Here is a 25,231-nt window from a genome sequence, read left to right as displayed (position 1 = left end):
CCCCCCCGGCGGGGGGGGGGGGCCCCCGCGAAGAGTTCATCCGCTGTGCCCGCGGCCCACCCCACCCCGTCCCGCATCTCGCTTCGCGAGCTGCCGGCCGACCCTCCCCCTCCAGGGGAGGGTGGTCCTCGCGGCTCCCGCTTGCTTTCATCGGCGATAATCCCCGCTGTCAGGCCGGAACGGCCAAGCCGGTTGCCTGCTCGGGCGCCGGGCTCTATCACGAGCGGACCGAACTCCGCTGGGCTCGCATGCGTTTCGCTTCCCTGATCATCGAACTGATCCGCGCGCGCCCGCGGCTGGTGTTCTGGCTGGTGGTGTCGGCGCAGGCGCTGCTCTGGATCGTGGTGCCGACGCTGTTTTATGCGAGCCCGCCCGGCGGCATCGCGACGGTGCTGGCCTACGGCCGCGAATACCAGGTGGGTAGCGACCTCGGGCCGCCGCTGGCGTTCTGGCTCGCCGATATCGCGTTCCGCGCCGCCGGCGGTCACATCATCGGCGTCTATGTGCTGGCGCAGCTCTGTTTCGTCGTGAGCTTCTACGCGCTGTTCCGGCTCGCGAGCCGCATGGTCGGGCCGCAGCACGCGGTCGTCGCCGTGGTGCTGACCTCGACCATCACGGCGTTTGCCGCCCCCGGCGTCGAGTTCGGGCCGCTGGTGCTGGCCCGGCCGCTGTGGGCGCTGATTCTTTGGCACGGCTGGGAGGTGATCGGCCGCGGCCGCCGCAGCGCCTGGTTCGCGCTGTCGATCGAGATCGGTCTTCTGCTGCTGACGACCGTGGCGGCGCCGGCGCTGCTGGTGTTGCCGATCGGCTTTGCGCTCGCCACGCCGCGCGGCCGCCGCGCGCTGCTGTCGCTCGATCCGGTTTTCGCGCTGCTGGTGGTGGCCGTGCTGGTGCTGCCTTATGGCATCTGGCTGGTGCGGGCCGATCTGTTCGCATTGCCGCCGCTCCCGGCGGCGGATGCCCTCGGCGCGCGGGCGCTGCTCGGGGCCGAACTGTTCGGCGGATTGCTGCTTGCGGTCGGCGGCGTCGCGCTGCTGGCGCTGCTCAATACACGGCGGTTCGATCCGCGGCCGGACGATGCTCCCTCCGTGGTCCGCGCGCCGGTCGATCCGCTGGCGCGGCAGTTCGTCTACCTGTTCGCGCTGGCGCCGGCGCTGCTCGGCTGCATTGCGGCCGGCGTGTTCGGACTGAGCCATGTCATCGGCGGCGCCGGGATCGCGCTGCTGATGGTCGGGCTCGCGGTGGTGATGGCGACCGGCGACACCATCCATCTGCGCCGTCAGCGCGTGCTGCGGACCGCCTGGGCCGCGCTGGTGGCGGCACCCGCCGCCGTGGTGATGCTGAGCGCGCTGGTGCAGCCGTGGCTCAGCCCGACCAGCCTGCCGACCTCGCTGCCGGCCAAGGACATCGCGCGTTATTTCGGCGATAATTTCGAGCGCCGCACCGGCCGGCCGCTGCCGGCGGTGGCGGGCGATCCGGAGCTTGCCGGACTGATCGCGATGGGCGCATCGCGGCCGCATCTGTTCCTCGACGCCACCCCGGCGCGAACGCCGTGGGTGACGGCCGAGACCTTCCGGGAGCGCGGCGGCATCGTGGTCTGGCGCGCCGCCGACACTGCCGGCCGACCGCCGCCGGAGATCGCCGCGCGCTTCCCCGAGATCGTGCCCGAACTGCCACGCGCGTTCGAACGGACGATCTCCGGAAGCCAGCCGCTGCTCCGCATCGGCTGGGCCATCGTGCGGCCGAGAGCTCAGTGAGTTGGAGCAGTTCGCGCTCTCGCCAAAGCCCTACAGTTCGACGTCCAGCGACAGCAGGAACACCCGTGGCGTGCCCAGCGCGAAGGTGCCGAACGAGGCGACGCTGGCCCAGTAGTTGGTGCCGCCGACGTTCTGAACGGTGCCGCGGAACGTAGTCTTGCGGCCTTCGATCGTGGTGACGTAGCGCGCGCCGAGATCGACGCGTGTCCACGCCGGCAGCATCTGCGTGTTGCTGCCGTTGACGAACTGCCGGCCGGTATGCACCACCGTGCCGGTCAGCGTCGTGCCCTGCAGCATCGGCACGTCCCATTCGCCCGTCATGTTGATCTGCACGCTCGGCACGCCGATCGGCGTCTTGCCGATATTGGCGACGGTCGCGGTTTGCGTCACCTCGGCGTCGAACAGGGTCACGCCGCCGACGGTGCGGACGCCGGGCGCGATCTCGCCGAACAGGCTGAGTTCGGTACCGCGCACCCGCTGCTCGCCGCCGGCCGAATAGACGCCGTTGTTGAGTTCGCCGTTCGGCTTGGTGATCTGGAAGAACGCCAGCGTGGCGCCGATCCGGCCAAGGTCGAGCTTGGCGCCGGTTTCGTATTGCTTGGTCCGGTACGGAGCCAGCACCTCACCGGAGTTGCGCGCCGTCACCGGTGCGACATCGCCGCGGCTGAGGCCTTCGATGAAGTTCGCGTAGAGCGACAGATGCTCGATCGGACGAACCACGATGCCGGCCATCGGTGTGGTTGCCGACTTGTCGTAGGCCGAGGTCTGCGCCCCGGTGGTGGTCGAGAAATTGTGCGCGATCACCTGCTGCTGCCGCACGCCGAGCGTCAGCAGGACGCTCTCGTTCAGCACCGATAGGGTGTCGGCGAGCGCGACGCCGTTGAGCGTCGTGTCGGACAGCCGCGGCCTGAACGACGGGACGAGATAGCTCTGCTCCGGTCGCAGCACCGGCGTGTAGATGTTGGACAGATAGGGCGTGCCGGCCGGGAATACGCGATACTGCTCGTCCTGATAGTGCGATCCCTGAAGCACGACCGAATGCTGGATGAAGCCGGTGTCGAACTTGGCACGCACGCCGCCGTCGACGGTGAAGCGATTGACGTCGAGATTGTAGTATTGCGGCGTCGTCGAGGTATCGCCCCGCGCGTTGATGATGTTCGGAAGGCCGAAGAAGCGTTCCGCATTGGTCTTCGAGCCGCCGACATTGCCGAACACCATGACGCTGTCGGTAAGGTCGAATTCGTTCTTCCACAGCACCGAGGATTCCCGGACGTTCGACCATTCCCAGGGCTGAGTGACGTTGTTGCTGCCGCTCGGCGCCGTTGGGATCTGCAGACCACTCGAGATCGTGTAAGGGCGGACCGGCGCCTTGATGTGCTCGTTCTGGGTGAAGCCATACAGCCAGGTGCGATAGCGCTCGCCCTGATAGTCGAATGCCAGCGAGCCGACCTGCAGGCGGTTGGATTGACGATCGATCGCGGTGTCGCCGCCGCCGATCCGGCCGTTGAAGCGCAGGCCGAACTCGCGGTGGTCGCCGAACCTGCGCGCGACGTCGACATTGGTACTGACGAAGCCGTTCGACACATAGCCGACGCCGATGCGGCTGAGGTCGGCCTCCGCGCGTTTCGGCACGACATTGATGACGCCGCCGACGCCGCCGTTCGGCGACACGCCGGACAGCATCGCGGCCGGGCCTTTGAAGACCTCGATCCGCTCGACATAGTCGTTGAAGGTCCGGAAATTCGGCGCGACACCGTAGACGCCGTCGAAGGCGACTTCGCCCGCCGTGCCTTCGGCGATCGGAAAACCGCGGATGTAAAACGAATCGACCATGCCGCCGAAGGGGCTGGTCACCCGCACCGACGGATCGAGCAGCAGGGCATCGGCGACGGTCGACGCCTGCTGGTTGCGGATCGCGTCGTTGGTGTAGCTCGCGGTCGCGAACGGCGACTTGAAGGTGTCGGCGTTGCCGAGCATGCCGAGCCGACTCCCGCGCGCCACCTGGCCGCCCGCAAAGGCCGCGGGCCTGTTCGCGTCCGAATTGGCGCTCGGCTGAGTGGGAGCAACGGGCGCCTGGACTGGAGGCTGCGTTGCGACACGAGCCGCCGGCCGCCGCGTCGTCGCGGCGCTGCTGCGGCGGGCGACAACAGGCTTGCCGCGCGTCGCGGTTGGCGCGTCGACCGACACTGGCGGCAACATCTGTCCCGACGATGCGGCGGATTGGGCATGAGACGCGGATGGAGCGGCTGTCAGCGATGCGAAAAGGGCAAGCAGGCTCACGCCGCCAAGTGCTCGGCAACGAAACATGGACAATCCTGATACCGGCCGGGGCCGTTACGATGAGATTCGAGTGAGAGGCGCGGTCGCTGGCGCACCGATCGGGCGAAGCTATGCGGTGGCGGACGCCACCTCTTCACCACGGCGCAGCGTTCATCGCGCGCGCCTACGCCGAAGTGCAGACGTTCGCGATGCTGATCAGCGAGGACACACTACTGTATGAGCCCCGAACGAAACGACACCTGCATCGGGTGAATTCGAAGGGCTCGTGCGGTTCGATTTGTTCGCCATCCGACGAACTAATCGTCGCCCCAGCCCCGCGCCTTTGATGCGGTAGCAAGGTACGAACGTCAATCTGCCGCAGGCTCAGCCTAGACAGGTTCTATCTTTTGAGACGAGCCGCGCCTGGCGACCCGAAACGTCGAATCTGCTGGATCGCTTGAGGTTTCGGGCAAGCGCGCGAGCCTGCCGCGATAGGTGCGACAATCGCGCGCGGGTTCGCCGTCAGTTTGCGGGCTTGCCGGGCGCGGCATCGAGCGCCTGCGCGACGGCGCGCAGATCCATCCATGTCATCCGCTTGTAGGCCGGTGAGCGCAGCAAATAGGCCGGATGAAAGGTTGCAATCGCCCGTATGGTTCGCGTGCCGGTGTTGTAGTCGGTCCAGCGGCCGCGCGACTTCATGATGCCGTCGCGGGTCTGCAGCAGCGTCTGCGTCGCCGGGTTACCCAGCGTCAGCACGATGTCGGGATCGACCAGTTCGATCTGGCGCTGGATGAAAGGCAGGCAGATCTGGATTTCCTGCGGCGTCGGCGTGCGGTTGCCGGGCGGGCGCCACGGGATGACATTGGCGATGTACACCTTGCTGCGGTCGAGCCCGATCGCCGCCAGCATCAGGTCGAGCAGCTTGCCGGAGCGGCCGACGAACGGCAGCCCCTCGATGTCCTCGTCGCGACCCGGAGCTTCGCCGACCAGCATCAGCCGCGCCTGCGGATTGCCGTCCGCGAACACCAGCCGGGTCGCCGTCGATCGCAGCGCGCAGCCTTCGAACTGTTCCATCAATGCGCGCAACGCGTCCAGAGTCGGCGCAGTCGCCGCCGCTGCGCGGGCCGACGCGATCGCCGCATCGGGCGTCGGTGGCGCGGCGCCGGGTCGCTGCGCCGGAGCGGGCGCGCGTTTCACCTCGGCACGCTCAGCGCGCGCTTCGCGCGGCGCCGAATCGGCGGGTGCCGCGATGATCTCGTTGTCCAGCAGCCGGTTGACCGGCTCGTCGTTGAGCGCGCAGTCGACCCCGGCGTCGAGATAGAACGCCAGCAATTGTCGTAGGCTCGGCGCGGGTTCAGGCGTCATCATTCAGCGATCGATGCGGAGAGGGGAGGGCCGGCACGTCGCGCCGGCAAGTTTCGCACAGCGAACTCTGCCTGAGAAAATCGGGCCGTGAAAGCCGGAACCATTGCCTGGCCGGTACATTTGGGTGGTTGTCCTTCCGGGAAAAATAAGAAAGAACACGACTGGAAACGTTCAAGACTGTCCCTGCGAGAAAAATTGATGAGCGACGAAACGCTGCCGCCCCGCGAATCCATGGAATTCGACGTCGTGATCGTGGGTGCAGGGCCCTCGGGATTGTCGTCTGCAATCCGATTGAAGCAGCTCAATCCGGAGCTGTCGATCGTGGTGGTCGAGAAGGGGTCGGAAGTCGGCGCGCACATCCTCTCGGGTGCAGTGATCGATGTATCGGCGCTCGACAAGCTGATGCCGAGCTGGCGCGAGGACGAGAGCTGCCCGCTCAAGACCCCTGTGGTGGACGACCATTTCTACGTGATGACCTCGGACAAGGCCTTCAAGGTCCCCGAGATCATGGTCCCGCCGATGCTCAACAACCACAAGAACTTCATCGGCTCGCTTGGTGATCTGTGCCGTTGGCTCGGACCCAAGGCCGAGGAGCTCGGCGTCGAGATCTATCCCGGCTTCGCCGCCACCGAAGTACTGTACGGCGACAACGGCGAAGTGCGCGGCATCGCCACCGGCGACATGGGCATCGGCCGCGACGGCCAGCCCAAGGATTCCTACACCCGCGGCATGGAGCTGCTCGGCAAGTACACGCTGTTCGCCGAAGGCGCGCGTGGCAGCCTGTCGAAGCAGCTGATCGCCAAGTACAAGCTCGACAAGGACAGCGACCCGCCGAAATTCGGCATCGGCCTGAAGGAAGTCTGGGAGATTGATCCGGCCAAGCATCGCAAGGGCCAGATCGCGCACTCGTTCGGCTGGCCGCTCAGCAACAATGTCGGCGGCGGCTCGTTCCTGTATCACTACGGCACTAATCTGGTGGCGGTCGGCTTTGTGGTGCATTTGAACTACGACGATCCGTATCTGTCGCCGTTCGATCAGTTCCAGAAGTTCAAGACCCACAAGTCGGTGGCGCCGCTGTTCGAAGGTGGCAAGCGCATCTCCTACGGCGCGCGCGCGATCACCGAAGGCGGCTGGCAGTCGGTGCCGCGGCTGACGTTCCCGGGCGGTGCGCTGATCGGCTGCGCCGCGGGCTTCGTCAACGTGCCGCGCATCAAGGGCGTCCACAACGCGATTGGCTCCGGCATGCTGGCGGCGGAGCACGTCTCGGCGGCGCTCGCCGCGGGCCGCGCCAATGACGAAGTCAGCAGCTACGAGGACTCCTGGCGCGACTCCGCGATCGGCCGCGATCTTTTCAAGATCCGCAACGTCAAGCCGCTGTGGTCGAAGTTCGGCACTGCGGTCGGCGTGGTGCTGGCCGGTTTCGAAATGTGGTGCTCGACTCTCGGCTTCTCGGTGTTCGGCACGCTGTCGCATGGCAAGCCGGACAAATCGACGCTCGATCCCGCCAAGTCGCATCAGCCGCATCCCGGCCCGAAGCCGGACGGCAAGCTGACCTTCGATAGGCTGTCTTCGGTGTTCCTCTCGAACACCAATCACGAGGAAGACCAGCCGGTGCACCTCAAGGTCGCCGACATGGAACTGCAGAAGAAGTCGGAGCACGACGTCTTCGCCGGCCCATCGGGCCGCTATTGCCCGGCCGCCGTGTACGAGTGGGTCGAGGAGCCGACCGGGCCACGCTTCGTGATCAATGCGCAGAACTGCGTCCACTGCAAAACCTGTGACATCAAGGATCCGAACGGCAACATCACCTGGGTCCCGCCGGAAGGCGGCGGCGGTCCGAATTACCAGGGGATGTGAGCGCCAAAGCGCTCGCCCACGAGGACGTGAGCGACGCTGGCGCATGCGGCGTGCGCCGGTCACGATCCTGCCATGTTGCCACCGTCTCAATCCGTACCAAGGCCGTGCCGCGACACTTTGCGGGACAGCTGAACTGATGCGCGTCGGGGCCGATCCTTGCGGTTGGTCGTCAAAACCGGCATTGTTGTCGGCCAGACGCTGCCGGCTCGGCGGCCCGGACATCCGAGCCCTTTCCTGGAGCTAGGCAACTTGATGCTTCTTCATCGATTCCGTCGCTCGATGGCCGTCGCCCTCACCGTGGCGGCGCTGCCGCTGGCCGGGCCGGCGCTGGCGCAAACCCCGGATCATCCGGGGGACAATTCTGCGCAGTTTCCGACCAGTCAGGACCTGCGGTCGATGACCACCGCCGGCAGCTACCTGGCGGCCCGACACGCCAGCGTCGAGCGCGACGCAGCGTCAGCTGCGGCGTTCTATCGGTCGGCGCTGCGCACCGACCCGAAGAACAACGAGCTGCTCGATCGCGCCTTCATCTCTTCGCTGGCCGAAGGCAACATTGATGAGTCGGTGAAGCTCGCCGACCGTATCCTCAAGGTCGACAAGACCAACCGCGTCGCCCGCCTGGTGCTCGGCGTCCGCGATCTCAAGACCAAGAAATACGCCTCCGCGATTCAGAACGTGAACCTGTCGGTGCGCGGTCCGATCACCGATCTGGTCGCGACGCTGCTCGCCAGCTGGGCGATGGAAGGTGCTGGCGACGTCAAGGGCGCGGTTGCCAACATCGACAAGCTCGCCGGTCCCGAATGGTATCCGATCTTCAAGGATCTGCATTCCGGCATGATCCTCGAACTCGCGGGCAAGCAGAAGGACGCCGGGCCGCGGTTCGAGCGCGCCTACAAGCTCGATGATTCGGCGCTGCGGGTGATGGACGCCTATGCGCGCTGGCTGTCGCGCAACAAGGACGAGGCCTCCGCGGTCGCCGTCTATGAGAATTTCGACAAGAAGCTGTCGCGACATCCGCTGGTGATGGACGGGCTGCGCGAGGTGCGCGCCGGCAAGAAGCTGCCGTCGCTGGTCGACAGCCCGCAGGCCGGTGCTGCCGAGGCGCTTTACGGCATCGGCGCCTCGCTGACCCGCCGCGGCGGCGAGGATCTGGCGCTGGTCTATCTGCAGCTCGCTTTGTATCTACAGCCCGACCATTCGCTGGCGCTTTTGGCGCTCGGCGATCTGTACGAGTCGGTGAAAAAGCCGGCGATGGCCGTGAAGGTCTACGAGCGCGTGCCGGCGGATTCGCCGCTGAAGCGCAATGCCCAGATCCAGCTCGCCACCGATCTGGACGCGGTCGAGCGCAGCGACGAGGCGATCAAGATCCTCAAGGGTGTGATCGCCGAAGACGGCAAGGACCTCGAGGCGATCATGGCGCTCGGCAATATCGAGCGCGGCCGCAAGAAGTTCGCCGATTGCGCCGTGACCTATTCGCAGGGCATCGACGCGCTCAGCGGCGCCGAGAAGAACAGCTGGGTGTACTACTATTTCCGCGGCATCTGCGAGGAGCGTTCCAAGCAGTGGGCGAAAGCGGAAGTCGACATGAAGAAGGCGCTGTCGATGCAGCCCGAGCAGCCGCACGTGCTGAACTATCTGGGCTATTCCTGGATCGACCAGGGCATCAACCTCGACGAAGCGATGAAGATGATCAAGCGCGCCGTCGATCAGCGGCCCGACGACGGCTACATCGTCGACTCGCTGGGCTGGGCTTACTACCGTATCGGCAATTACGAGGATGCGGTGAAGACGCTGGAGCGGGCGATCGACCTGAAGCCGGAAGATCCGACTATCAACGATCACCTCGGCGACGCGTATTGGCGCGTCGGTCGCACGCTGGAAGCGCGCTTCCAGTGGGCCCACGCCCGCGACCTCAAGCCGGATCCGGACGAATTGCCGAAGATCGAAGCCAAGCTCGCCAACGGCCTGCCGGACGACACCTCGTCGGCCGCCGCGGCCGAGAAGAAGAAGGAAGACGACAAGGGCGGCTGAGCCGCCCGGCCGTCACTTTCGACGATGGCGTCGGTCATCGCCGCGCGATCGGTGAGTGCGTCGAACGTGCGCGCCGACCATGCATGCCGAACATCCGCATAATGGCCGGTTGCGTCGTGCCCCCGGTTGTGGTCGGACAGCCAGCAGGCAGCGCGACGCAGTGATAGCTTGCTCGCGTGCGGTCGCTTTTTTTGGTGTCGATGGGTAGGGGCCTGTAGAGGTGAGTGCAGCTTCCATGGTCGCGCTGAGCGATGCGGCGCGCGCTAAAGTCAATCTGACGCTGCGTGTCGTCGGCCGCCGCGTCGATGGCTATCACGACCTTGAAAGCGTGGTGGCGTTCGCCGATTGCGCGGACCGGCTGACGCTGCATCCGGGCGATGAGCTCAGTCTCGTCACCTCGGGGCCGGGCGCGCAGGATTGCGGCGACACCGCCGACAATCTGGTGCTGAAGGCCACCCGCCTGCTGGCCGAGCGCGTGCCGGGGCTGCGCGCCGGCGCGTTCGTGCTCGACAAGCATCTTCCGGTCGCGGCCGGCATTGGCGGCGGGTCGGCCGATGCGGCCGCGGCGCTGCGCCTGCTCGCGCGCGCCAACCAGATCGCGACCGACGATCCGCGTCTGATCGAAGCGGCGCGCCTGACCGGCGCCGACGTGCCGGTCTGCCTGCCGTCGACCCCCTGCGTGATGACCGGCGTCGGTGACAACCTGTCGCCGCTGCCGCTGCCGCGGCTGCCAGCCGTGATGGTCAATCCGCGCGTGCCGGTCGCCACCAAGGACGTGTTCACGGCGCTTGGCCTGCGCGCCGGGCAGCTCAATGTCGGGATCGCCGACGTGCTGAGCTCAACCGGCTGGCCGAAGGACGGAGCATCCGCGTCCGCCTGGATCGCCGCGCTGAAACGCGGCACCAACGATCTCGAGGCGCCAGCGCTGAAGGTCGAGCCGGTGGTCGGGCAGGTGCTGCAAGCTCTCGGTGCTTTGCCGGGCGTGCAACTCGCCCGCATGTCCGGCTCCGGCGCGACCTGCTTCGCGCTGTTCGCCAGCGATGAAGATGCCGCCGCAGGCGCCGAAGCGCTGAAAGCCGCGCACCCGGGTTGGTGGGTGCACGCGGGCGCGTTGAGCTGAACTGAACTCAGGGCATTTTCAAACCAAGCAGCCGTCATTCCGGGGCGCGCGCAGCGCGAACCCGGAATCCAGAAGTTCAGAGCATCTCGGGATTCCGGGTTCGCTCGCGTTGCGAGCGCCCCGGAATGACGGAGCAGGGGACCGACGTTCAGCGCGGCGTGTCGCTCAGTGCGACCGCGCCAGGCAGAACGCGACGACCTGCTCCAGCGCCGTCTTCAGCGGCGAGGACGGGAACAGCGCCAGGGCGTCGACCGCCATGGCGCCGTAGTGGTGGGCGCGCTGGATGGTGTCTTCGAGGGCGCGGTGCTTGGCCATCAGGGCGATCGCCTGGTCGAGATCGGCGTCGTTGATGTCGCCCTTTTCCAGCGCCCGCACCCAGAATTCGCGCTCGGCATCGTTGCCGCGGCGGAACGCCAGCACCACCGGCAGCGTGATCTTGCCTTCGCGGAAATCGTCGCCGACGTTCTTGCCGAGCTTCGCGGCCTTGCCGCCGTAATCGAGCACGTCGTCGACCAGCTGGAAGGCGATGCCGAGGTTCATGCCGAACGAGCGGCAGGCCGACTGCTCGGCCTTGGGACGCTCGGCGATCGCCGGGCCGACTTCGCAGGCGGCGGCGAACAGTTCGGCGGTCTTGCCGCGGATCACCGCGAGATATTCATCCTCGGTCGTCGCCGTGTTCTTGGCGGCGGCGAGCTGCATCACTTCGCCCTCGGCGATCGTCGCCGACGCTGCCGACAGGATGTCGAGCGCGCGCAGCGAGCCAACCTCGACCATCATGCGGAACGCCTGGCCGAGCAGGAAGTCGCCGACCAGCACGCTGGCCTCGTTACCCCACAGCATCCGCGCCGACTTCTTGCCGCGGCGCATCTCGCTTTCGTCGACGACGTCGTCGTGCAGCAGCGTCGCGGTGTGCATGAACTCGACCGCGGCGGCGAGCTTGATATGGCCGTCGCCGCTGTAGCCGGTGAGGTTGGCCATCGCCAGCGTCAGCATCGGCCGCAGCCGCTTGCCGCCCGAGGAGATCAGATGGTTGGCGACCTCCGGGATCATGGTGACGTCGGAGCCGGTCCGCGACAGGATAGTGGCGTTGACCCGCTCCATGTCGGCGGCGGCGAGCCCGACCAGTTGGTCGATCGACGCTGACGAAGGGCCTTCGAAGGGGACGATTACGGCCACGCTGGGTCTCCACAGTGACGGAGGTTTTCGGCACAGCGAGACCGCGCGAAAACCTCATCTATTTCGGTGCTCGGAGGCGAATTCGGGCGCCGGCGCGCAGCGGCCCGGCGATTTCGCTCTTCGACGTGGCTCCCCTATAGCATGGGAGTGGATCGGCCGCGAAACGTGCCGCTCGCCCGCGACGATTGCGGGGAGCTATAATGCAGGGATCAGGGGAGGCGCAAGATTGCAGGAACTGGTACGGACCAACGACGTGGTGCTGATTTCGGCGATCGGGGCGCTGCTGGACGGCGCCGGGATCGACTATTTGGTAATGGACCAGAACATGAGCGTGCTGGAGGGCTCGGTCGGGGTCATCCCACGACGCATTCTCGTCCATTCGGATGATGTCCGCAGCGCCCGCCAGGTGATGACCGACGCCGGCCTTGCCCACGAACTCCGCGACGCATGACCTCGGCTGACCCGGGAACGGCCGGGCCGGCCGCGGCCGAGCCGGTTGCGACCTCCGAGGACGGCTTCCTCGGCGGGCGGCTGCGGCTGCGGCAACCGATCGCCGGCCACCGTGCCGGCCACGATGCCATCCTGCTGGCTGCCGCCACCGCGGCCCATGCGGGCGACCGGGTGGTGGAATTCGGCACCGGGGTTGGCACCGCCGGACTGGCGCTCGCCCACCGGGTGGCCGGCCTCGATCTGGTGCTGGTCGAAATCGAACCGCGCCTTGCCGCGCTCGCCGAGCATAATGCGGCGGCGAACCGGATTGACGCCCACTTAGTGGTGCTCGACGTCGCCGCTGGCGCCGCCGCGCATGTCGCGGCGGGTCTCGCGCCCGACGGCGCCGATGTGGTGCTGATGAACCCGCCCTTCAACCATCCGGCGCGGCATCGCGGCTCGCCCGATGCGGCGCGGCGGACCGCCCATGTCGCAAATCCGACCACGCTGGAATGTTGGGTTCACGCCGCGCGGCGTACCCTGCGGCCGGGCGGCGTGCTCAGTCTGATCTGGCGCGCGGACGGCTTGGGCGACGTGCTGGCGACGCTCGGTCGCGGCTTTGGCGATATCGGAGTGATCCCGGTCTACGGTCGTCCGCAGGCCCCGGCGATCCGGGTGCTGGTACAGGCCGTGAAGGGCAGCAGGGCGCCGCTGCAGATCCATCCGCCGCTGATCCTGAATGGGGATGATAGGCGTCCAACGGCGCAGGCCAGAGCTGTGCTGGATGGAGAGCAGATTTTGCCGGTATCGCTCGGCTCCGGCTAGCAGATCGGCAAATTCTGCAGGCCAAGGAGCATCACATCTCTCCATGACGAGCCGGCCGGGACATCAAGACGCAGCGTGACAAACCCGTTTTGTTACTTCGCCGCGCACCTCCGCTGGCCCGCCGGCGAGGCAGAATTGTTCTAGCGCGGCAGCGTCTTGCGATCGGGGGTGGCGGTGAAATGCACCGCCGCCAGGATCGCTCCGATCAGCAGCATAATCAGATAGATTTTCATGATCTTCTCCGCTGCGTCGTTGCAGCCAGCTTCCTATATGAACTGTGCTTTGCAAAACGCGTTCCAGACCAAGATGAAATTCAACTATCGAATATGAGCAACATTAGGGTGACTGCATGAACGAACCGGTGGCTGATAGCCGCGGTCCTTCCGGGCTGCTCGGCGGTCTCGGCAAACTCATTCCCGCGCGGTTTCGCTCGGACATTCCGGTGGTTCCGGTGGTTCGGTTATCGGGCACGATCGGCGCGGTCACGCCGCTGCGACCGGGGATGAGTCTCGCGGGCGTCGCCAAGCTGCTCGATCGCGCATTTTCGACGCGCAACGCCAAGGCGGTGGCGCTGGCGATCAATTCGCCTGGCGGCTCGCCGGTTCAGTCGCGGCTGATCTACCTGCGCATCCGCGCGCTCGCCGCGGAGAAGAAGCTGCCGGTCTATGCGTTCGTCGAGGACGTCGCGGCGTCGGGCGGCTATATGATCGCCTGCGCGGCCGACGAGATCTATTGCGATCCGTCGTCGATCGTGGGTTCGATCGGCGTCGTCGGCGGCACTTTTGGCTTCACCGAACTGATCAAGAAGATCGGCGTCGAGCGCCGGCTCTACACCGCGGGCGAGCATAAGGCGCAGCTCGATCCGTTTCTGCCGGAAGATCCGGACGACGTCGCCCGTATCAAGGCGCTCCAGCGCGAGATCCATGCGCTGTTCATTTCCTTGGTCAAGGAGAGCCGCGGCACGCGACTGAAGGGCGATGAGTCGAAGCTGTTCTCCGGCGAGTACTGGGCCGGCGCGACCTCGGTGTCACTCGGCCTCAGCGATGCGATCGGCGATCTGCGGTCGGTGCTGCGCGCGCGCTATGGCGACAAGGTACGCACGCCGGTGATCGCGGCGCCGACCGGCCTGCTGTCGAACCTGATGCGCAAATCATCGGGCGCCGGTGCGGAAGCGTCGCTCGACGGCGTGGCGGCGCTGCCGGAGCAACTCATCTCGGCGCTCGAAGCCCGCGCCATCTGGGCCAAATACGGCTTTTAGACGGCCGACAGCGCGCCGTTTCGCCCCGCCGGACGGCATTGCGGGCCGGCAGCGAGTCAGCGAAACTGCTGTCGGGGCGTGACCCAAGATGAGGATCGACCAATGCCGCCGCTGCTCGTACTCGCCGGGACTCTCGTGGGTATCGCTGCTGTGCGCTGGGCCTTCCGGACGGCCGGGCGGATCAACCAGGAACTCGATGAGGTTCGGACGGCGATCTTCGCCGAGCCGCAACCGGCCGATATTCCGACCCTGCGACGCGATCCGGTGACCGGCGCCTACCGGCCGGGCTGAGCGCGGCCGCGCGTCAGGTTTTCCAAGAATTCAGCGCCGGCCCCGGGGTGGGGCATCACCCTCAGGGCCGGCAGGCAACCTTGGAGGTTGCGAAGGGTGTGGCACGACCGTGTCCGACCGCGCCGAAGCGCTAGTGCCGCCGGATCTGGCCGCCGAGCAGCGGCGCCACGGTGAGCGCCACCATCAGGGCGCCGAGCATTTGAATCGTCGTCATGGAGGTCTCCCGTCTTCTTTGCGCGCCCGGCTCCCCAGCCGCACGCCATCCCACCCCGGTATGGTTAGGTAGAGATTGCTAACGAAAGTTAATTGCCGTTAGGGACCCGCAGGGCATGGTTAACCGCGCGTAAATCCGGTCCGGCCGGCTCGCGCCGGGCCGTCGCAGGGCACAGCGAAGCGATTTGGCCGGATCGCCTTGATTTGCCGGGGCCCTGCCGATACGGTCCGCCCGCTTTCCAAAACCCCTGTGAATCCAAAGCCGATCATGGACTCGACGCCTCCGCATATGCGCCCGGAACGTTCCTTCCAGGGCCTGATCCTGACGCTGCAGCGCTTCTGGGCCGACTACGGCTGCGTCATCCTGCAGCCCTACGACATGGAGGTCGGCGCCGGCACCTTCCATCCGGCCACCACGCTGCGGGCGCTCGGCCCGAAGCGCTGGAATGCGGCTTACGTGCAGCCGTCGCGCCGGCCGAAGGACGGCCGCTATGGCGAGAACCCCAACCGGCTGCAGCACTACTATCAGTTCCAGGTGATCCTGAAGCCGTCGCCGCCGGATCTGCAGGATCTCTATCTGAAGTCGCTGCAGGCGATCGGCGTCGACACCGCGCTGCACGACGTCCGCTTCGTCGAGGACGATTGGGAGAGCCCGACGCTGGGCGCCTGGGGCCTCGGCTGGGAGTGCTGGTGCGACGGCATGGAAGTCAGCCAGTTCACTTACTTCCAGCAGGTCGCCGGCGTCGAATGCGCGCCGGTCGCCGGCGAACTGACCTACGGCCTCGAGCGGCTGGCGATGTACGTCCAGGGCATCGACCGCGTCTACGACCTCAACTTCAACGGCCGCGACGGCGCCGACAAGGTCACCTACGGCGACGTCTTCCTGCAGGCCGAGAAGGAATACTCGAAACACAATTTCGAGGTCGCCGACACCGACATGCTGTTCGAGCAGTTCAAGATGGCCGAAGCCGCCTGCAAGAAATATCTCGACGCCGGCTGGGTGAGCGACAAGCACGAAGCCCACGCCATGGCGCTGCCGGCCTACGACCAGTGCATCAAGGCCAGCCACGTCTTCAATTTGCTCGATGCCCGCGGCGTGATCTCGGTGACCGAACGCCAAAGCTACATCCTGCGCGTCCGCGAACTGGCGAAGGCCTGCGGCGAAGCGTGGCTGCATACGGAAGCGGGTGGTTCTTCACCCTCCCCTTGAGGGGGAGGGTCGCTCGCGTTGCGAGCAGGTGCAAGACAACGAGGACGCTCCTGCTCCCCTCCCCCTTGCGGGGAGGGGTCGGGGGTGGGGGTCCACGGATGCTGACTTTGATTTCTGGATCGCCAGCGATGACCACAGATCGCCAGCATTACTTCGCGCACACGATGCGCCAGAACCCGACTGAGGCCGAGCGTGTGCTGTGGCAGCGCTTGCGGCACGACGTGGTGCTGGCGAACTCACACTTCCGCCGGCAGGTCGCGATCGGCCCCTTCATCGTCGACTTCGCCAGCCGCGGCGCCAGACTGGTGATCGAACTCGACGGCGGCCAGCACGATGAGCAGCGCGCCGCCGACGAAGCACGTAGTCGCTTCATTGAGGCTCAGGGCTATCGCGTCCTGCGCTTCTGGAATCACGACGTTCTCGGCAATTTGGATGGCGTTCTCGCCGAGATTCAGTCCGCGTTGCCCCCCACCCCCGACCCCTCCCCGCGAGGGGGAGGGGAGCCACAACCGCGCGCTCCCCGCAAGCCGCGCCGCTCCCGCACCAGGATTTCAAACTAAATGCCCGATCTTCTCCTCGAACTGTTCTCCGAAGAAATCCCGGCGCGTATGCAGGCGAAGGCTGCTGATGATCTCAAGCGCCTCGTCACCGACAAGCTTGTCGCCGAAGGGCTCGTCTATGAGGGCGCCAAGGCGTTTGCGACGCCGCGGCGGCTGACGTTGACGGTGCACGGCATTCCGGCGCGGCAGCCGGATCTGAAGGACGAGCGCAAGGGGCCGAAGATCGGCGCGCCGGATGCGGCGGTGCAGGGCTTCCTCAAGGCGACGGGGCTCACCTCGCTCGACCAGGCCACGATCCAGAAGGATCCGAAGAAGGGCGATTTCTACGTCGCGCTGATCGAGAAGCCGGGCAAGCCGGCGATCGACGTGCTGGCCGACATCCTTCCGGTGATCGTCCGCACCTTCCCGTGGCCGAAATCGATGCGCTGGGGCGAGCGCTCGGCCAAGCCCGGCGCGCTGCAATGGGTGCGGCCGCTGCACTCGATCGTCGCGACGTTCGGCATCGACACCGAAGAGCCCGAGGTCGTGGCGTTCGAGATCAGCGGCATCAAGGCCGGGCAAATGACGCGCGGCCATCGCTTCATGGCGCCGGACGAGATCAGCGTGCGCCGGTTCGAGGACTACGAGGCGAAGCTGTACGCCGCCAAGGTCGTGCTCGACCCGCAGCGCCGCAAGGACATCATCCTGGCCGACGCCAAGACGCTGGCGCAGGCGCAGAACTACGCGCTGGTCGAGGATCAGGGCCTGCTCGACGAAGTCTCCGGCCTGGTCGAATGGCCGGTGCCGCTGATGGGCTCGTTCGATCAGGACTTCCTGTCGATCCCGGGCGAAGTGATCCGCGCCACCATCCGCGCCAATCAGAAGTGCTTTGTCGTCTCCGATCCCGCGACCGGCAAGCTCGCCAACAAATTCATCCTGACGGCGAACATCGAAGCCAGTGACGGCGGCGCCGCCATCACCGCCGGCAACGAGCGCGTGATCCGCGCGCGGCTCAGCGACGCGAAGTTCTTCTACGACACCGATCTGAAGACCAAGCTGGAAGACCGGCTGCCGAAATTCGACCAGATCGTGTTCCACGAAAAGCTCGGCACGCAAGCCGAACGCATCGCCCGTATCGAACGCTTAGCAGCCGAAATCGCGCCGCTGGTCGGCGCCGATGTCGAGAAGGCCAAGCGCGCCGCCAAGCTGTGCAAGGCCGATCTGCTGACCGAAGTCGTCGGCGAATTCCCCGAGCTGCAAGGCCTGATGGGCAAGTACTACGCGCTGGCGCAAGGCGAAGACGCGTCTGTCGCTGCGGCCTGCGAGGAACACTACAAGCCGCAAGGCCCGACCGATCGCGTGCCGACCGATCCGGTCAGTATCGCGGTGGCGCTGGCCGACAAGCTCGACACGCTGGTTGGATTTTGGGCGATCGACGAGAAGCCGACGGGGAGCAAGGATCCGTATGCGCTGCGACGGGCGGCGTTGGGGGTGATTAGGTTGATACTCAATGGAAAATTGCGATTGAGTCTTGATGATCTTCTAGACAGTGCTGCAATTGAAATTGAGGCCGATCGTGAGTTTAAGAAGCTGCAAGGGACTGTTGAGAAGCTCCAAGACCTTCATTTCGAACGAGATGCGCTAGCTCGAAGCGAATACAAGCGTATTAGAGAGCGAATAGTAAGGCGTAGTCATGGCGTGCAGAGCTCAATGGAAACGCGAGAAAGGATCGATGAGTACCTTCCTGATCTGCTTTTCTTTATATTTGATAGGTTGAAAGTGCAGTTGCGAGAACAAGGTGCGCGGCATGATTTGATAGATGCCGTTACAGCCGTCGACGCTGGCGATGAAATTGTGGAAGTGCAGGATGATCTCGTTGCGCTGGTGAGCACCATTGAAGCCCTCGCCGCGTTCCTCGCCACCGACGACGGGAAGAATCTGCTCGCGGGTACCAAGCGTGCGGCCAATATTCTGCGGATCGAGGAGAAGAAGGACGGCCGTTCGTTCAACGGCGCGCCGGATGCGTCGCTGTATGCGCAGGACGAGGAGAAGGCGCTCGCCGCTGCGATCGATCGCGCCAAGGCCGAGGCCGGCGCCGCGGTCGCCAGTGAAGACTTCGCTGCGGCGATGACCGCGATGGCCGGCCTGCGGCCGGCGGTCGATGCGTTCTTCGACAAGGTCACGGTCAACGCCGACGACAAGGCGGTCCGCGAAAACCGCCTGAAGCTGCTGGGCGAAATCCGCGCTGCGACCCGCGCGGTGGCGGACTTCTCGAAGATCCAGGACTAACGAGGTCGTCATTCCGGGGCGCTCGCGCAGCGAGCGAACCCGGAATCTCGATGTGCCCCGAACCTCTGGATTCCGGGTTCGCGCTTCGCGCGCCCCGGAATGACGGGGATCGGGGCGTGAGCGACCATGGTCCCCCCGTGGTCATTGCCGGGCTTGACCCGGCAATCCATCCGCTTCGCAACGACTCATTGCAGGTGCGCGACGCGCGCGATGGATGCGCGGGCCTTCGCCGCGCCGAAGGGGCTTCGGCCCCTGAGGCGGGTCAAGCCTGCGCATGACGGTCTTGCTTTGGGAGGCTCTCTGCGGTGCTTGCTCCGGCAATCTTCAGCAACATTTACGTTCCGTTAACCATGTCCTGAGAGGGTGGCGGCCGGTAAGGGTTCCTTAATTCTTTTCGGACGGCGGGCCGCGCCATGACGTCGATTTCCAATCAGTTGCCCGGCTACGCGCAATACGGCGCCGCCTATGCGCGTGCGGCCGGGTCGCAGAGCTCGCTGGCGACACTCCTGAACGGCAGCAGCGACGACACACTGCTGGGCGCGAGCAGCAATGCGGCGACCAATCTGACGCTGTCGGCGCAGGCCAGGGCGCAGCTCGCCAGCGCCGCCGCCACCAAGGACTTCAGCTCCGTCGTCAGCGACAGCCGCGCCGCGCTCGACAAGCTCTACAAGGCCGCGGGCGTGACGGCTCCCTACGACGACAGCGGCAAGCCGACGATCGATCTGACGTCGCTCGATCGCCGCGCGCTCTACGCAGTCGCTTCGAACGCGGGCGGCCAGTTCACCGAGTCCGAACAGACGCTCGCCGCCGTGACGCGGATCGCCGGCTTCAATGCGGCGCTGTCGCCAGCGACGCAGACCGCCAAGCTCACCGGCAACTACAATGCCGTGTACAAGGCCGCCGCGGATTATCTGGACGGCGCCAGCAATGAGGAAAAGGCGACCTCGACCTGGCAGGCCGAGCGCGCGGCGATCGGCAAGGGCATCACCGCGACTCAGAACGATCCGACCAAGATCCCGTCCGGTATCAGCAACGATCCGGTCGCGGCCTATCTGGCGCAGTATCCGTCGGGCAGTCCGACGACGACGCAGGATTTCGCCAGCGTCGCGAAGTCGGCGCGCGCCGCGCTCGATGCGCAGGCCAAGGCGGCGTCGGCCGCCGGCAAGGAGCTGGTGTACGATCCCGGTCGCAAGGTCGGTCAGCAAGCCGATCTGTCGGCGTTGAGCAACCGCGACCTGTCGGCGATCTCGCTCAACAAGGACAGCTTGTTCTCGACCGAAGAAACCAGCGCGGCCAAGCGCGAACTCGACAGCCGCAACCGCGCCAGCATCCTGACCGCGCTCAAGCAGAGCCAGACCTCCGGCAACCCGGCGGACTTCAGCCTCGGCCTGCTCAACACCTATTCGGCGATGAGCGATGAAGAGCGCACCGCCACCAACTGGACCCCCGCCTTCCGCGACAACGCGGTGCAGAGCTACAAATCCACCACGACGCTGCTGTCGCTGCTGAAGAGCAGCTAGACGCGGGCGAGCAGCAGCGCCAGCGCGACGCCGGCGGCCGCGAGCAGCAATAGCAGCAGCGCGCTTTGCAGCGTCTGCTTTCCGCCGAAGAACAGCGCGTAGGTGGCCTTCAGCAAATTGTTGGACGAGGCCGCGAGCAGCACCGCGATGGCGACCGCGTGCTCGCCGATGCCGGCGATGCCGCCTTGCGCCATGTTGAGCACGAACGGATCGATATCGGCGAAGCCGACGACCGCCGCCAGCCAGTAGATGCCGGCGGTGCCGAACTGCGTCTTCACCCAGGTCGAGGCCACCGAGATCACCACGAACATCACCGCGAACACCGCCGCGGTGCCGAGTTCAAGGGGGTTGCCGCGCGGAGTCTGGTCCTGAGCCTGCGCGGCGGGGGCCTTGATCAGTATGTATTGCAGCGTGGCGAGCGCCAACGCGGCGGCCGCCAATCCGCCCATCGGCGCCAGGAGTTCGCGCGCCAGCGCCATGTTGAACACCGCGATGATCGCCAGGATGCGCAGATACATGATGCCTGTGGCGAGTGTGATGCCGGCCAGCGCCTGGCGCCGGGCCGCCGGATCGGCACCCGCCTGCCGCGACAGCACCACGGTCGTGGCGGTCGACGAATACAGCCCGCCGATCGCCGGCATCCACAGCCCGCGAGCCGCCGGCGGCCAATAGCGCTGCGCCAGATAGCTGGCGTAGGAGAGGGTGCAGACCAGGATCAGCGACAGCCAGACCTGCCGCGGCGTGATGCTGGTCAGTGTCGTCACCGGCTCGCTCGGCAACAGCGGCAGCACCACGCCGGTGAGGATCAGGAATTGCCCGGCGGTGGTGATCTCCTTCATGTCGACGCGGCGCGCCAGATTGTGCAACCGATCGCGCCCGGTCAGCAGCAGCACCGCCACCACGGTGCTGCCCACCGCGACCCAATGCGGCAGCGCCAGCGCGACGGCGCCGAGCAGATACGCGTGGACGTTGAGCAGCAGCACCACGAGGCCGGCATTGCGCTCGCCATGCTCGTCGCGTTCGCGCAGATGGACGCTGTAGAAAATCGACAGCCAGACGCCGAGCACCAGCAGGCCGCCGGTGAATGCGATCAGCCGCGTCGGATCGAACAGATACAGCATGCCGCCGCTGAGCGAGAGCAGCGGAAAGGTGCGGATCCCGCCCGGCCGCGCCGAGCTCGCCTTGGCGAAAAAATCCTCGAATGCAAAACCGAGGAAGAAGCTCAGCAGCAGGAGCAGACCGAGGCTGTGGGCGGATGGCGTCGCAATCATCACGTGAGATCCGGCCGATGCTGGCACCGCGCACATCGACGGCTGACGCATCCGGGATCGGCGCGACAGTCGCAAACTCTATCAGGTCACAGGATCATCGAGAAGGCATTCGCGCCCGCAATGCGCGAGCGTTGCGTACAAGCGACGCGAACCGAACCCAAAATGCACCCCCAAACAGGCGAACCCCGCCCGGGCGGGGGACGGGGCGGGGTTCTCTGGTCGGTCGCAAGAGATGCGCCCGATCTTCGTTCAGTGACGAGTTCATCGGCCTGAACGATTATGTCGCGCGGGCCAACCGTTGGCTGGCCTGCGCAGTCATGGAGAAAATACCGACAGCGCGGCGATGTTCCGCAGAAATTTCGTCGCAGGTCGGATGAATTTGTTGGAACGCGGCCGGATCGGGGAACGTCTTGCGCGATGACGCTTGATGAGGGACCGGTATCGCTCGCCTGCCGCGACCGCTACAAACCCGTTGCGATCCTTCTGCGATTCGATCCCCGCTTTCTTCAACCGGAGACGCCTGCCATGACAATCACCACTGCCAACATTCCCGCCATTGTCGCGCTGATCGCCGGCATCCTGATCCTCGTGATGCCGCGCCTTCTGAATATCGTGGTTGCGGTCTACCTGATCTGCATTGGACTGATCGGCATGGGCGTGCTGCGCTTCTTCCGCCTTTAGTCGGCCGTATCGAAGCCGAGGGCCGGCTGCCTTGCTTGCAATCGCCAAAACGTGGTGTATAGCGGCCAAAATCCTCCCTCCTCTTGCGGACCGTTGACAGCCATGGCCAAAGCCGCTTCCAAGACCAAGAAGACCGCCGCCAAATCCAAATCGTCAGCAGCGAAGTCTTCTGCCGCGAAGCCCTCCGCCGCCAAGGCGGCGAGCCTGCGCGGCAAACCGGCGGCCAAGGCTCCGTCGAAACCGGCCCCCAAAACCGCAACCAAGGTCAGCAAGGCGGCCAAGCCGGCCGCCAAGACCATCGCGCGCGGCAAGCCGGCGGCGAAGCCCGCCATCGGCAAGCCGTCGGCCAAAACTTCGGCCAAGACTTCGGCTAAGGCTCCCGCCAAGTCGTCGTCCGCCAAAGCTCCGGTCAGCAAGGCTTCGTCGAGCAAGGCTTCGGTGAGCAAGGCGGTGGCCGCAACCGCGCCGAAGGCCGGCAAGTGGGTCTACACCTTCGGTGACGGCAAGGCCGAAGGCCGTTCGGAGATGCGCAATCTTCTCGGCGGCAAGGGCGCCAATCTGGCCGAGATGGCGAATCTCGGCCTGCCGGTGCCTCCCGGCTTCACGATCCCGACCTCGGTCTGCACCTACTTCTATGCCAACGACAAAACCTATCCGAAGGAGCTGAAGACGCAGGTCGAGCGCGCGCTCGCGCACGTCGGCAAGCTCACCGGCAAGGGCTTCGGCGATCCCGCCAATCCGCTGCTGGTGTCGGTTCGCTCCGGCGCCCGCGCGTCGATGCCTGGCATGATGGATACCGTGCTCAATCTCGGCCTCAACGACGACACCGTCGAGGCGCTGACGAAAAAGTCCGGCGACCGCCGCTTTGCCTATGACAGCTATCGCCGCTTTATCACGATGTATTCCGATGTGGTGCTCGGGCTCGATCACCATCACTTCGAAGAAATCCTCGACAGCTACAAGGACTCCAAGGGCTATACGCTCGACACCGACCTCGACGCCGACGATTGGGTTCAACTTGTCGGCCAGTACAAGGAAGCGGTGGCGCGTGAGACCGGTTCGGATTTCCCGCAGGATCCGAACGACCAGCTGTGGGGCGCGATCGGAGCGGTGTTCTCATCGTGGATGAACGCCCGTGCGGTCACGTACCGCCGCCTGCATGACATTCCGGAGTCCTGGGGCACCGCCGTCAACGTTCAGGCGATGGTGTTCGGAAACATGGGTGAGACCTCGGCGACCGGCGTCGCCTTCACTCGCAATCCGTCGACCGGCGAGAGCCGGCTGTATGGCGAGTTCCTGATCAACGCCCAGGGCGAGGACGTCGTCGCCGGCATCCGTACGCCGCAGGACATCACCGAGCACGCCCGCCTCGAATCCGGCTCCGACAAGCCGTCGATGGAAGTGGCGATGCCGGACGCCTATCAGGAGCTGACGCGGATCTACACGCTGCTCGAGAAGCACTACCGTGACATGCAGGACATGGAATTCACGGTCGAGCAGGGCAAGCTGTGGATGCTGCAGACCCGCGGCGGCAAGCGCACCGCCAAGGCGGCGCTGCGCATCGCCGTCGAGCTCGCGCATGAAGGCCTGATCAGCAAGCAGGACGCGGTCGCCCGGATCGAGCCCGGCTCGCTCGACCAGCTGCTGCACCCGACCATCGACCCGCAGGCCAAGCGCGACGTGATCGCCACCGGCCTGCCGGCGTCGCCGGGCGCCGCCTCGGGCGAGATCGTGTTCTCGTCGGACGAAGCCGCCAAGCTGCAGGCCGATGGCCGCAAGGTCATTCTGGTCCGCATCGAGACCAGCCCCGAAGACATCCACGGCATGCACGCCTCGGAAGGCATCCTCACCACCCGCGGCGGTATGACCTCGCACGCCGCCGTGGTGGCGCGCGGCATGGGCAAGCCCTGCGTGTCCGGTTGCGGTTCGATCCGCGTCGATTACGGCCGCGGCACGATGACGATCGGCAGCCGCACCTTCAAGACCGGCGACATCATCACCATCGATGGTTCGATCGGCCAGGTGCTGGCCGGCCGCATGCCGATGATCGAGCCCGAGCTGTCGGGCGACTTCAACACGCTGATGGGCTGGGCCGATCAGGTCCGCAAGCTCAAGGTCCGCGTCAACGCCGACACCCCGGTCGACGCGCGCACTGCCATCAAGTTCGGCGCCGAAGGCATCGGCCTGTGCCGCACCGAGCACATGTTCTTCGAGGAGACCCGCATCCGCACCGTCCGCGAGATGATCCTCGCCGAAGACGAGCAGGCCCGCCGTGCCGCGCTCGCCAAGCTGCTGCCGATGCAGCGTGCCGACTTCGTCGAGCTGTTCGAGATCATGAAGGGCCTGCCGGTCACGATCCGTCTGCTCGATCCGCCGCTGCACGAATTCCTGCCGCACAGCCACGCCGAGATCGAGGAAGTGGCGCGCGCCATGAACGCCGATCCGCGCCGGCTCGCCGATCGCGCCCGCGACCTCGCCGAGTTCAATCCGATGCTCGGCTTCCGCGGCTGCCGTCTGGCGATCGCCTATCCGGAGATCGCCGAGATGCAGGCCCGCGCCATCTTCGAGGCCGCGGTCGAGGCTGAGAAGCGCACCGGCGAACAGGTCGGGCTCGAAGTGATGGTGCCGCTGATCGCGACCCGCGCCGAGTTCGATCTGGTCAAGGCCCGGATCGACGCCACCGCGCACGCGGTGAACCGCGAAACCGGCAGCCAGCTGAAGTATCAGGTCGGCACCATGATCGAGCTGCCGCGCGCCTGCCTGATGGCCGGCGACGTCGCCGAGAGCGCCGAATTCTTCTCGTTCGGCACCAACGACCTGACCCAGACCACCTTCGGCATCAGCCGCGACGACGCCGCCAGCTTCCTCGGCACCTACATCGAGAAGGGCATCTTCGCGGTCGATCCGTTCGTGTCGGTGGACCGAGACGGCGTCGGCGAACTGGTCAAGATCGGCGTCGAACGGGGCCGCAAGACCCGCCCCGACCTCAAGCTCGGCATCTGCGGCGAACATGGCGGCGACCCCGCCTCGGTGGCATTCTGCCACGAGGTCGGCCTCAACTACGTGTCGTGCTCCCCCTACCGCGTTCCGATCGCCCGACTGGCGGCGGCGCAAGCCGCGCTCGGCAAGGCGATCGCCAG

At 66.0% G+C, this 25,231-nt stretch carries 18 protein-coding genes; 14 read left to right on the top strand and 4 right to left on the bottom strand.

All coding sequences use genetic code 11. The features are described from left to right. Positions 1-248: 248 nt before the first annotated feature. On the top strand, positions 249-1,757 hold the full coding sequence (locus LPW26_RS23585) for a glycosyltransferase family 39 protein (protein WP_238738157.1): 1,509 nt from the start codon (positions 249-251) through the stop codon (positions 1,755-1,757). A 30-nt stretch (positions 1,758-1,787) separates the two neighbouring features. Here the strand turns inward: LPW26_RS23585 and LPW26_RS23580 are convergent, their stop codons facing one another. Both LPW26_RS23580 and LPW26_RS23575 read right to left on the bottom strand, forming a co-directional pair. Beyond that, on the bottom strand, positions 1,788-3,758 hold the full coding sequence (locus LPW26_RS23580) for a TonB-dependent receptor (RefSeq protein WP_238738156.1): 1,971 nt from the start codon (positions 3,756-3,758) through the stop codon (positions 1,788-1,790). 780 nt (positions 3,759-4,538) lie between these two features. Next, on the bottom strand, positions 4,539-5,381 hold the full coding sequence (locus LPW26_RS23575; RefSeq protein WP_238738155.1) for a uracil-DNA glycosylase: 843 nt from the start codon (positions 5,379-5,381) through the stop codon (positions 4,539-4,541). Between the two features lie 198 nt (positions 5,382-5,579). Between LPW26_RS23575 and LPW26_RS23570 the strand changes: the two genes are divergently transcribed. The 3 genes from LPW26_RS23570 (at position 5,580) to LPW26_RS23560 (ending at position 10,389) form a co-directional block, all read left to right on the top strand. After that, a complete protein-coding gene (locus LPW26_RS23570) occupies positions 5,580-7,238 on the top strand; it encodes an electron transfer flavoprotein-ubiquinone oxidoreductase (RefSeq protein WP_238738154.1) in 1,659 nt (552 codons plus the stop codon). 252 nt (positions 7,239-7,490) lie between these two features. Then, positions 7,491-9,269 (top strand): tetratricopeptide repeat protein, encoded by a 1,779-nt coding sequence (locus LPW26_RS23565; protein WP_238738153.1) that lies wholly within the window; start codon positions 7,491-7,493, stop codon positions 9,267-9,269. A 235-nt stretch (positions 9,270-9,504) separates the two neighbouring features. Further along, complete coding sequence (locus LPW26_RS23560) at positions 9,505-10,389, top strand: 4-(cytidine 5'-diphospho)-2-C-methyl-D-erythritol kinase (protein WP_238738158.1); 885 nt, start codon at positions 9,505-9,507, stop codon at positions 10,387-10,389. Positions 10,390-10,554: 165 nt separating this feature from the next. Here the strand turns inward: LPW26_RS23560 and LPW26_RS23555 are convergent, their stop codons facing one another. Then, complete coding sequence (locus tag LPW26_RS23555; protein ID WP_238738152.1) at positions 10,555-11,565, bottom strand: polyprenyl synthetase family protein; 1,011 nt, start codon at positions 11,563-11,565, stop codon at positions 10,555-10,557. Between the two features lie 226 nt (positions 11,566-11,791). Between LPW26_RS23555 and LPW26_RS23550 the strand changes: the two genes are divergently transcribed. The 8 genes from LPW26_RS23550 (at position 11,792) to LPW26_RS23515 (ending at position 20,139) form a co-directional block, all read left to right on the top strand. After that, the gene (locus LPW26_RS23550) at positions 11,792-12,016 is read left to right on the top strand and encodes a putative signal transducing protein (RefSeq protein WP_238738151.1); all 225 of its coding nucleotides are present in this window, start codon (positions 11,792-11,794) and stop codon (positions 12,014-12,016) included. After that, complete coding sequence (locus LPW26_RS23545; protein ID WP_238738150.1) at positions 12,013-12,819, top strand: tRNA1(Val) (adenine(37)-N6)-methyltransferase; 807 nt, start codon at positions 12,013-12,015, stop codon at positions 12,817-12,819. Before LPW26_RS23550 ends, LPW26_RS23545 begins: the two co-directional genes overlap by 4 nt. Positions 12,820-13,168: 349 nt before the next feature. Next, positions 13,169-14,077, top strand: coding sequence for a S49 family peptidase (locus LPW26_RS23540; RefSeq protein WP_238738149.1), 909 nt, complete (start codon positions 13,169-13,171; stop codon positions 14,075-14,077). Between the two features lie 102 nt (positions 14,078-14,179). Beyond that, positions 14,180-14,368 (top strand): hypothetical protein, encoded by a 189-nt coding sequence (locus LPW26_RS23535; protein ID WP_238738148.1) that lies wholly within the window; start codon positions 14,180-14,182, stop codon positions 14,366-14,368. Positions 14,369-14,849: 481 nt separating this feature from the next. Further along, positions 14,850-15,791, top strand: coding sequence for a glycine--tRNA ligase subunit alpha (locus LPW26_RS23530; RefSeq protein ID WP_238738147.1), 942 nt, complete (start codon positions 14,850-14,852; stop codon positions 15,789-15,791). 128 nt (positions 15,792-15,919) lie between these two features. After that, positions 15,920-16,351 carry an endonuclease domain-containing protein gene (locus LPW26_RS23525; protein WP_238738146.1) on the top strand — a complete coding sequence of 144 codons (432 nt, stop codon included), beginning with the start codon at positions 15,920-15,922 and terminating at the stop codon, positions 16,349-16,351. Next, positions 16,352-18,619 (top strand): glycine--tRNA ligase subunit beta, encoded by a 2,268-nt coding sequence (gene glyS, locus LPW26_RS23520; RefSeq protein WP_238738145.1) that lies wholly within the window; start codon positions 16,352-16,354, stop codon positions 18,617-18,619. It begins immediately after the preceding gene. 413 nt (positions 18,620-19,032) lie between these two features. Next, positions 19,033-20,139, top strand: a complete 1,107-nt coding sequence (locus LPW26_RS23515; protein ID WP_238738144.1) for a hypothetical protein — start codon at positions 19,033-19,035, stop codon at positions 20,137-20,139. Here LPW26_RS23515 and LPW26_RS23510 read toward each other — a convergent pair. After that, positions 20,136-21,410: an MgtC/SapB family protein gene (locus LPW26_RS23510; protein ID WP_238738143.1), complete on the bottom strand. Its 1,275-nt coding sequence runs from the start codon at positions 21,408-21,410 to the stop codon at positions 20,136-20,138. The genes LPW26_RS23515 and LPW26_RS23510 overlap by 4 nt on opposite strands. 525 nt (positions 21,411-21,935) lie before the next feature. On the opposite strand from LPW26_RS23510, the gene LPW26_RS23505 reads away from it, so the two are divergent. Next, complete coding sequence (locus LPW26_RS23505; protein WP_119854922.1) at positions 21,936-22,091, top strand: DUF3096 domain-containing protein; 156 nt, start codon at positions 21,936-21,938, stop codon at positions 22,089-22,091. A gap of 102 nt (positions 22,092-22,193) precedes the next feature. Next, positions 22,194-25,231: pyruvate, phosphate dikinase (gene ppdK, locus LPW26_RS23500; RefSeq protein WP_238738142.1), on the top strand; the 3,038-nt coding region annotated here is incomplete at its 3' end.

Origin of the sequence: Rhodopseudomonas infernalis, assembly GCF_022271405.1 — a bacterium.
Classification (GTDB): Bacteria; Pseudomonadota; Alphaproteobacteria; order Rhizobiales; family Xanthobacteraceae; genus Rhodopseudomonas; species Rhodopseudomonas infernalis.
This window is presented reverse-complemented; position numbering and strand designations above follow the sequence as displayed.

Bases quoted from the DNA above. Each gene is read 5' to 3' on its own strand.
- LPW26_RS23585 (WP_238738157.1), top strand. From the start codon at position 249: ATGCGTTTCGCTTCCCTGATCATCGAACTGATCCGCGCGCGCCCGCGG.
- LPW26_RS23575 (WP_238738155.1), bottom strand. From the start codon at position 5,381: ATGACGCCTGAACCCGCGCCGAGCCTACGACAATTGCTGGCGTTCTAT.
- LPW26_RS23570 (WP_238738154.1), top strand. From the start codon at position 5,580: ATGAGCGACGAAACGCTGCCGCCCCGCGAATCCATGGAATTCGACGTC.
- LPW26_RS23565 (WP_238738153.1), top strand. From the start codon at position 7,491: ATGCTTCTTCATCGATTCCGTCGCTCGATGGCCGTCGCCCTCACCGTG.
- LPW26_RS23560 (WP_238738158.1), top strand. From the start codon at position 9,505: ATGGTCGCGCTGAGCGATGCGGCGCGCGCTAAAGTCAATCTGACGCTG.
- LPW26_RS23545 (WP_238738150.1), top strand. From the start codon at position 12,013: ATGACCTCGGCTGACCCGGGAACGGCCGGGCCGGCCGCGGCCGAGCCG.
- LPW26_RS23540 (WP_238738149.1), top strand. From the start codon at position 13,169: ATGAACGAACCGGTGGCTGATAGCCGCGGTCCTTCCGGGCTGCTCGGC.
- LPW26_RS23535 (WP_238738148.1), top strand. From the start codon at position 14,180: ATGCCGCCGCTGCTCGTACTCGCCGGGACTCTCGTGGGTATCGCTGCT.
- LPW26_RS23530 (WP_238738147.1), top strand. From the start codon at position 14,850: ATGGACTCGACGCCTCCGCATATGCGCCCGGAACGTTCCTTCCAGGGC.
- LPW26_RS23525 (WP_238738146.1), top strand. From the start codon at position 15,920: ATGACCACAGATCGCCAGCATTACTTCGCGCACACGATGCGCCAGAAC.
- glyS (WP_238738145.1), top strand. From the start codon at position 16,352: ATGCCCGATCTTCTCCTCGAACTGTTCTCCGAAGAAATCCCGGCGCGT.
- LPW26_RS23515 (WP_238738144.1), top strand. From the start codon at position 19,033: ATGACGTCGATTTCCAATCAGTTGCCCGGCTACGCGCAATACGGCGCC.
- LPW26_RS23510 (WP_238738143.1), bottom strand. From the start codon at position 21,410: ATGATTGCGACGCCATCCGCCCACAGCCTCGGTCTGCTCCTGCTGCTG.
- LPW26_RS23505 (WP_119854922.1), top strand. From the start codon at position 21,936: ATGACAATCACCACTGCCAACATTCCCGCCATTGTCGCGCTGATCGCC.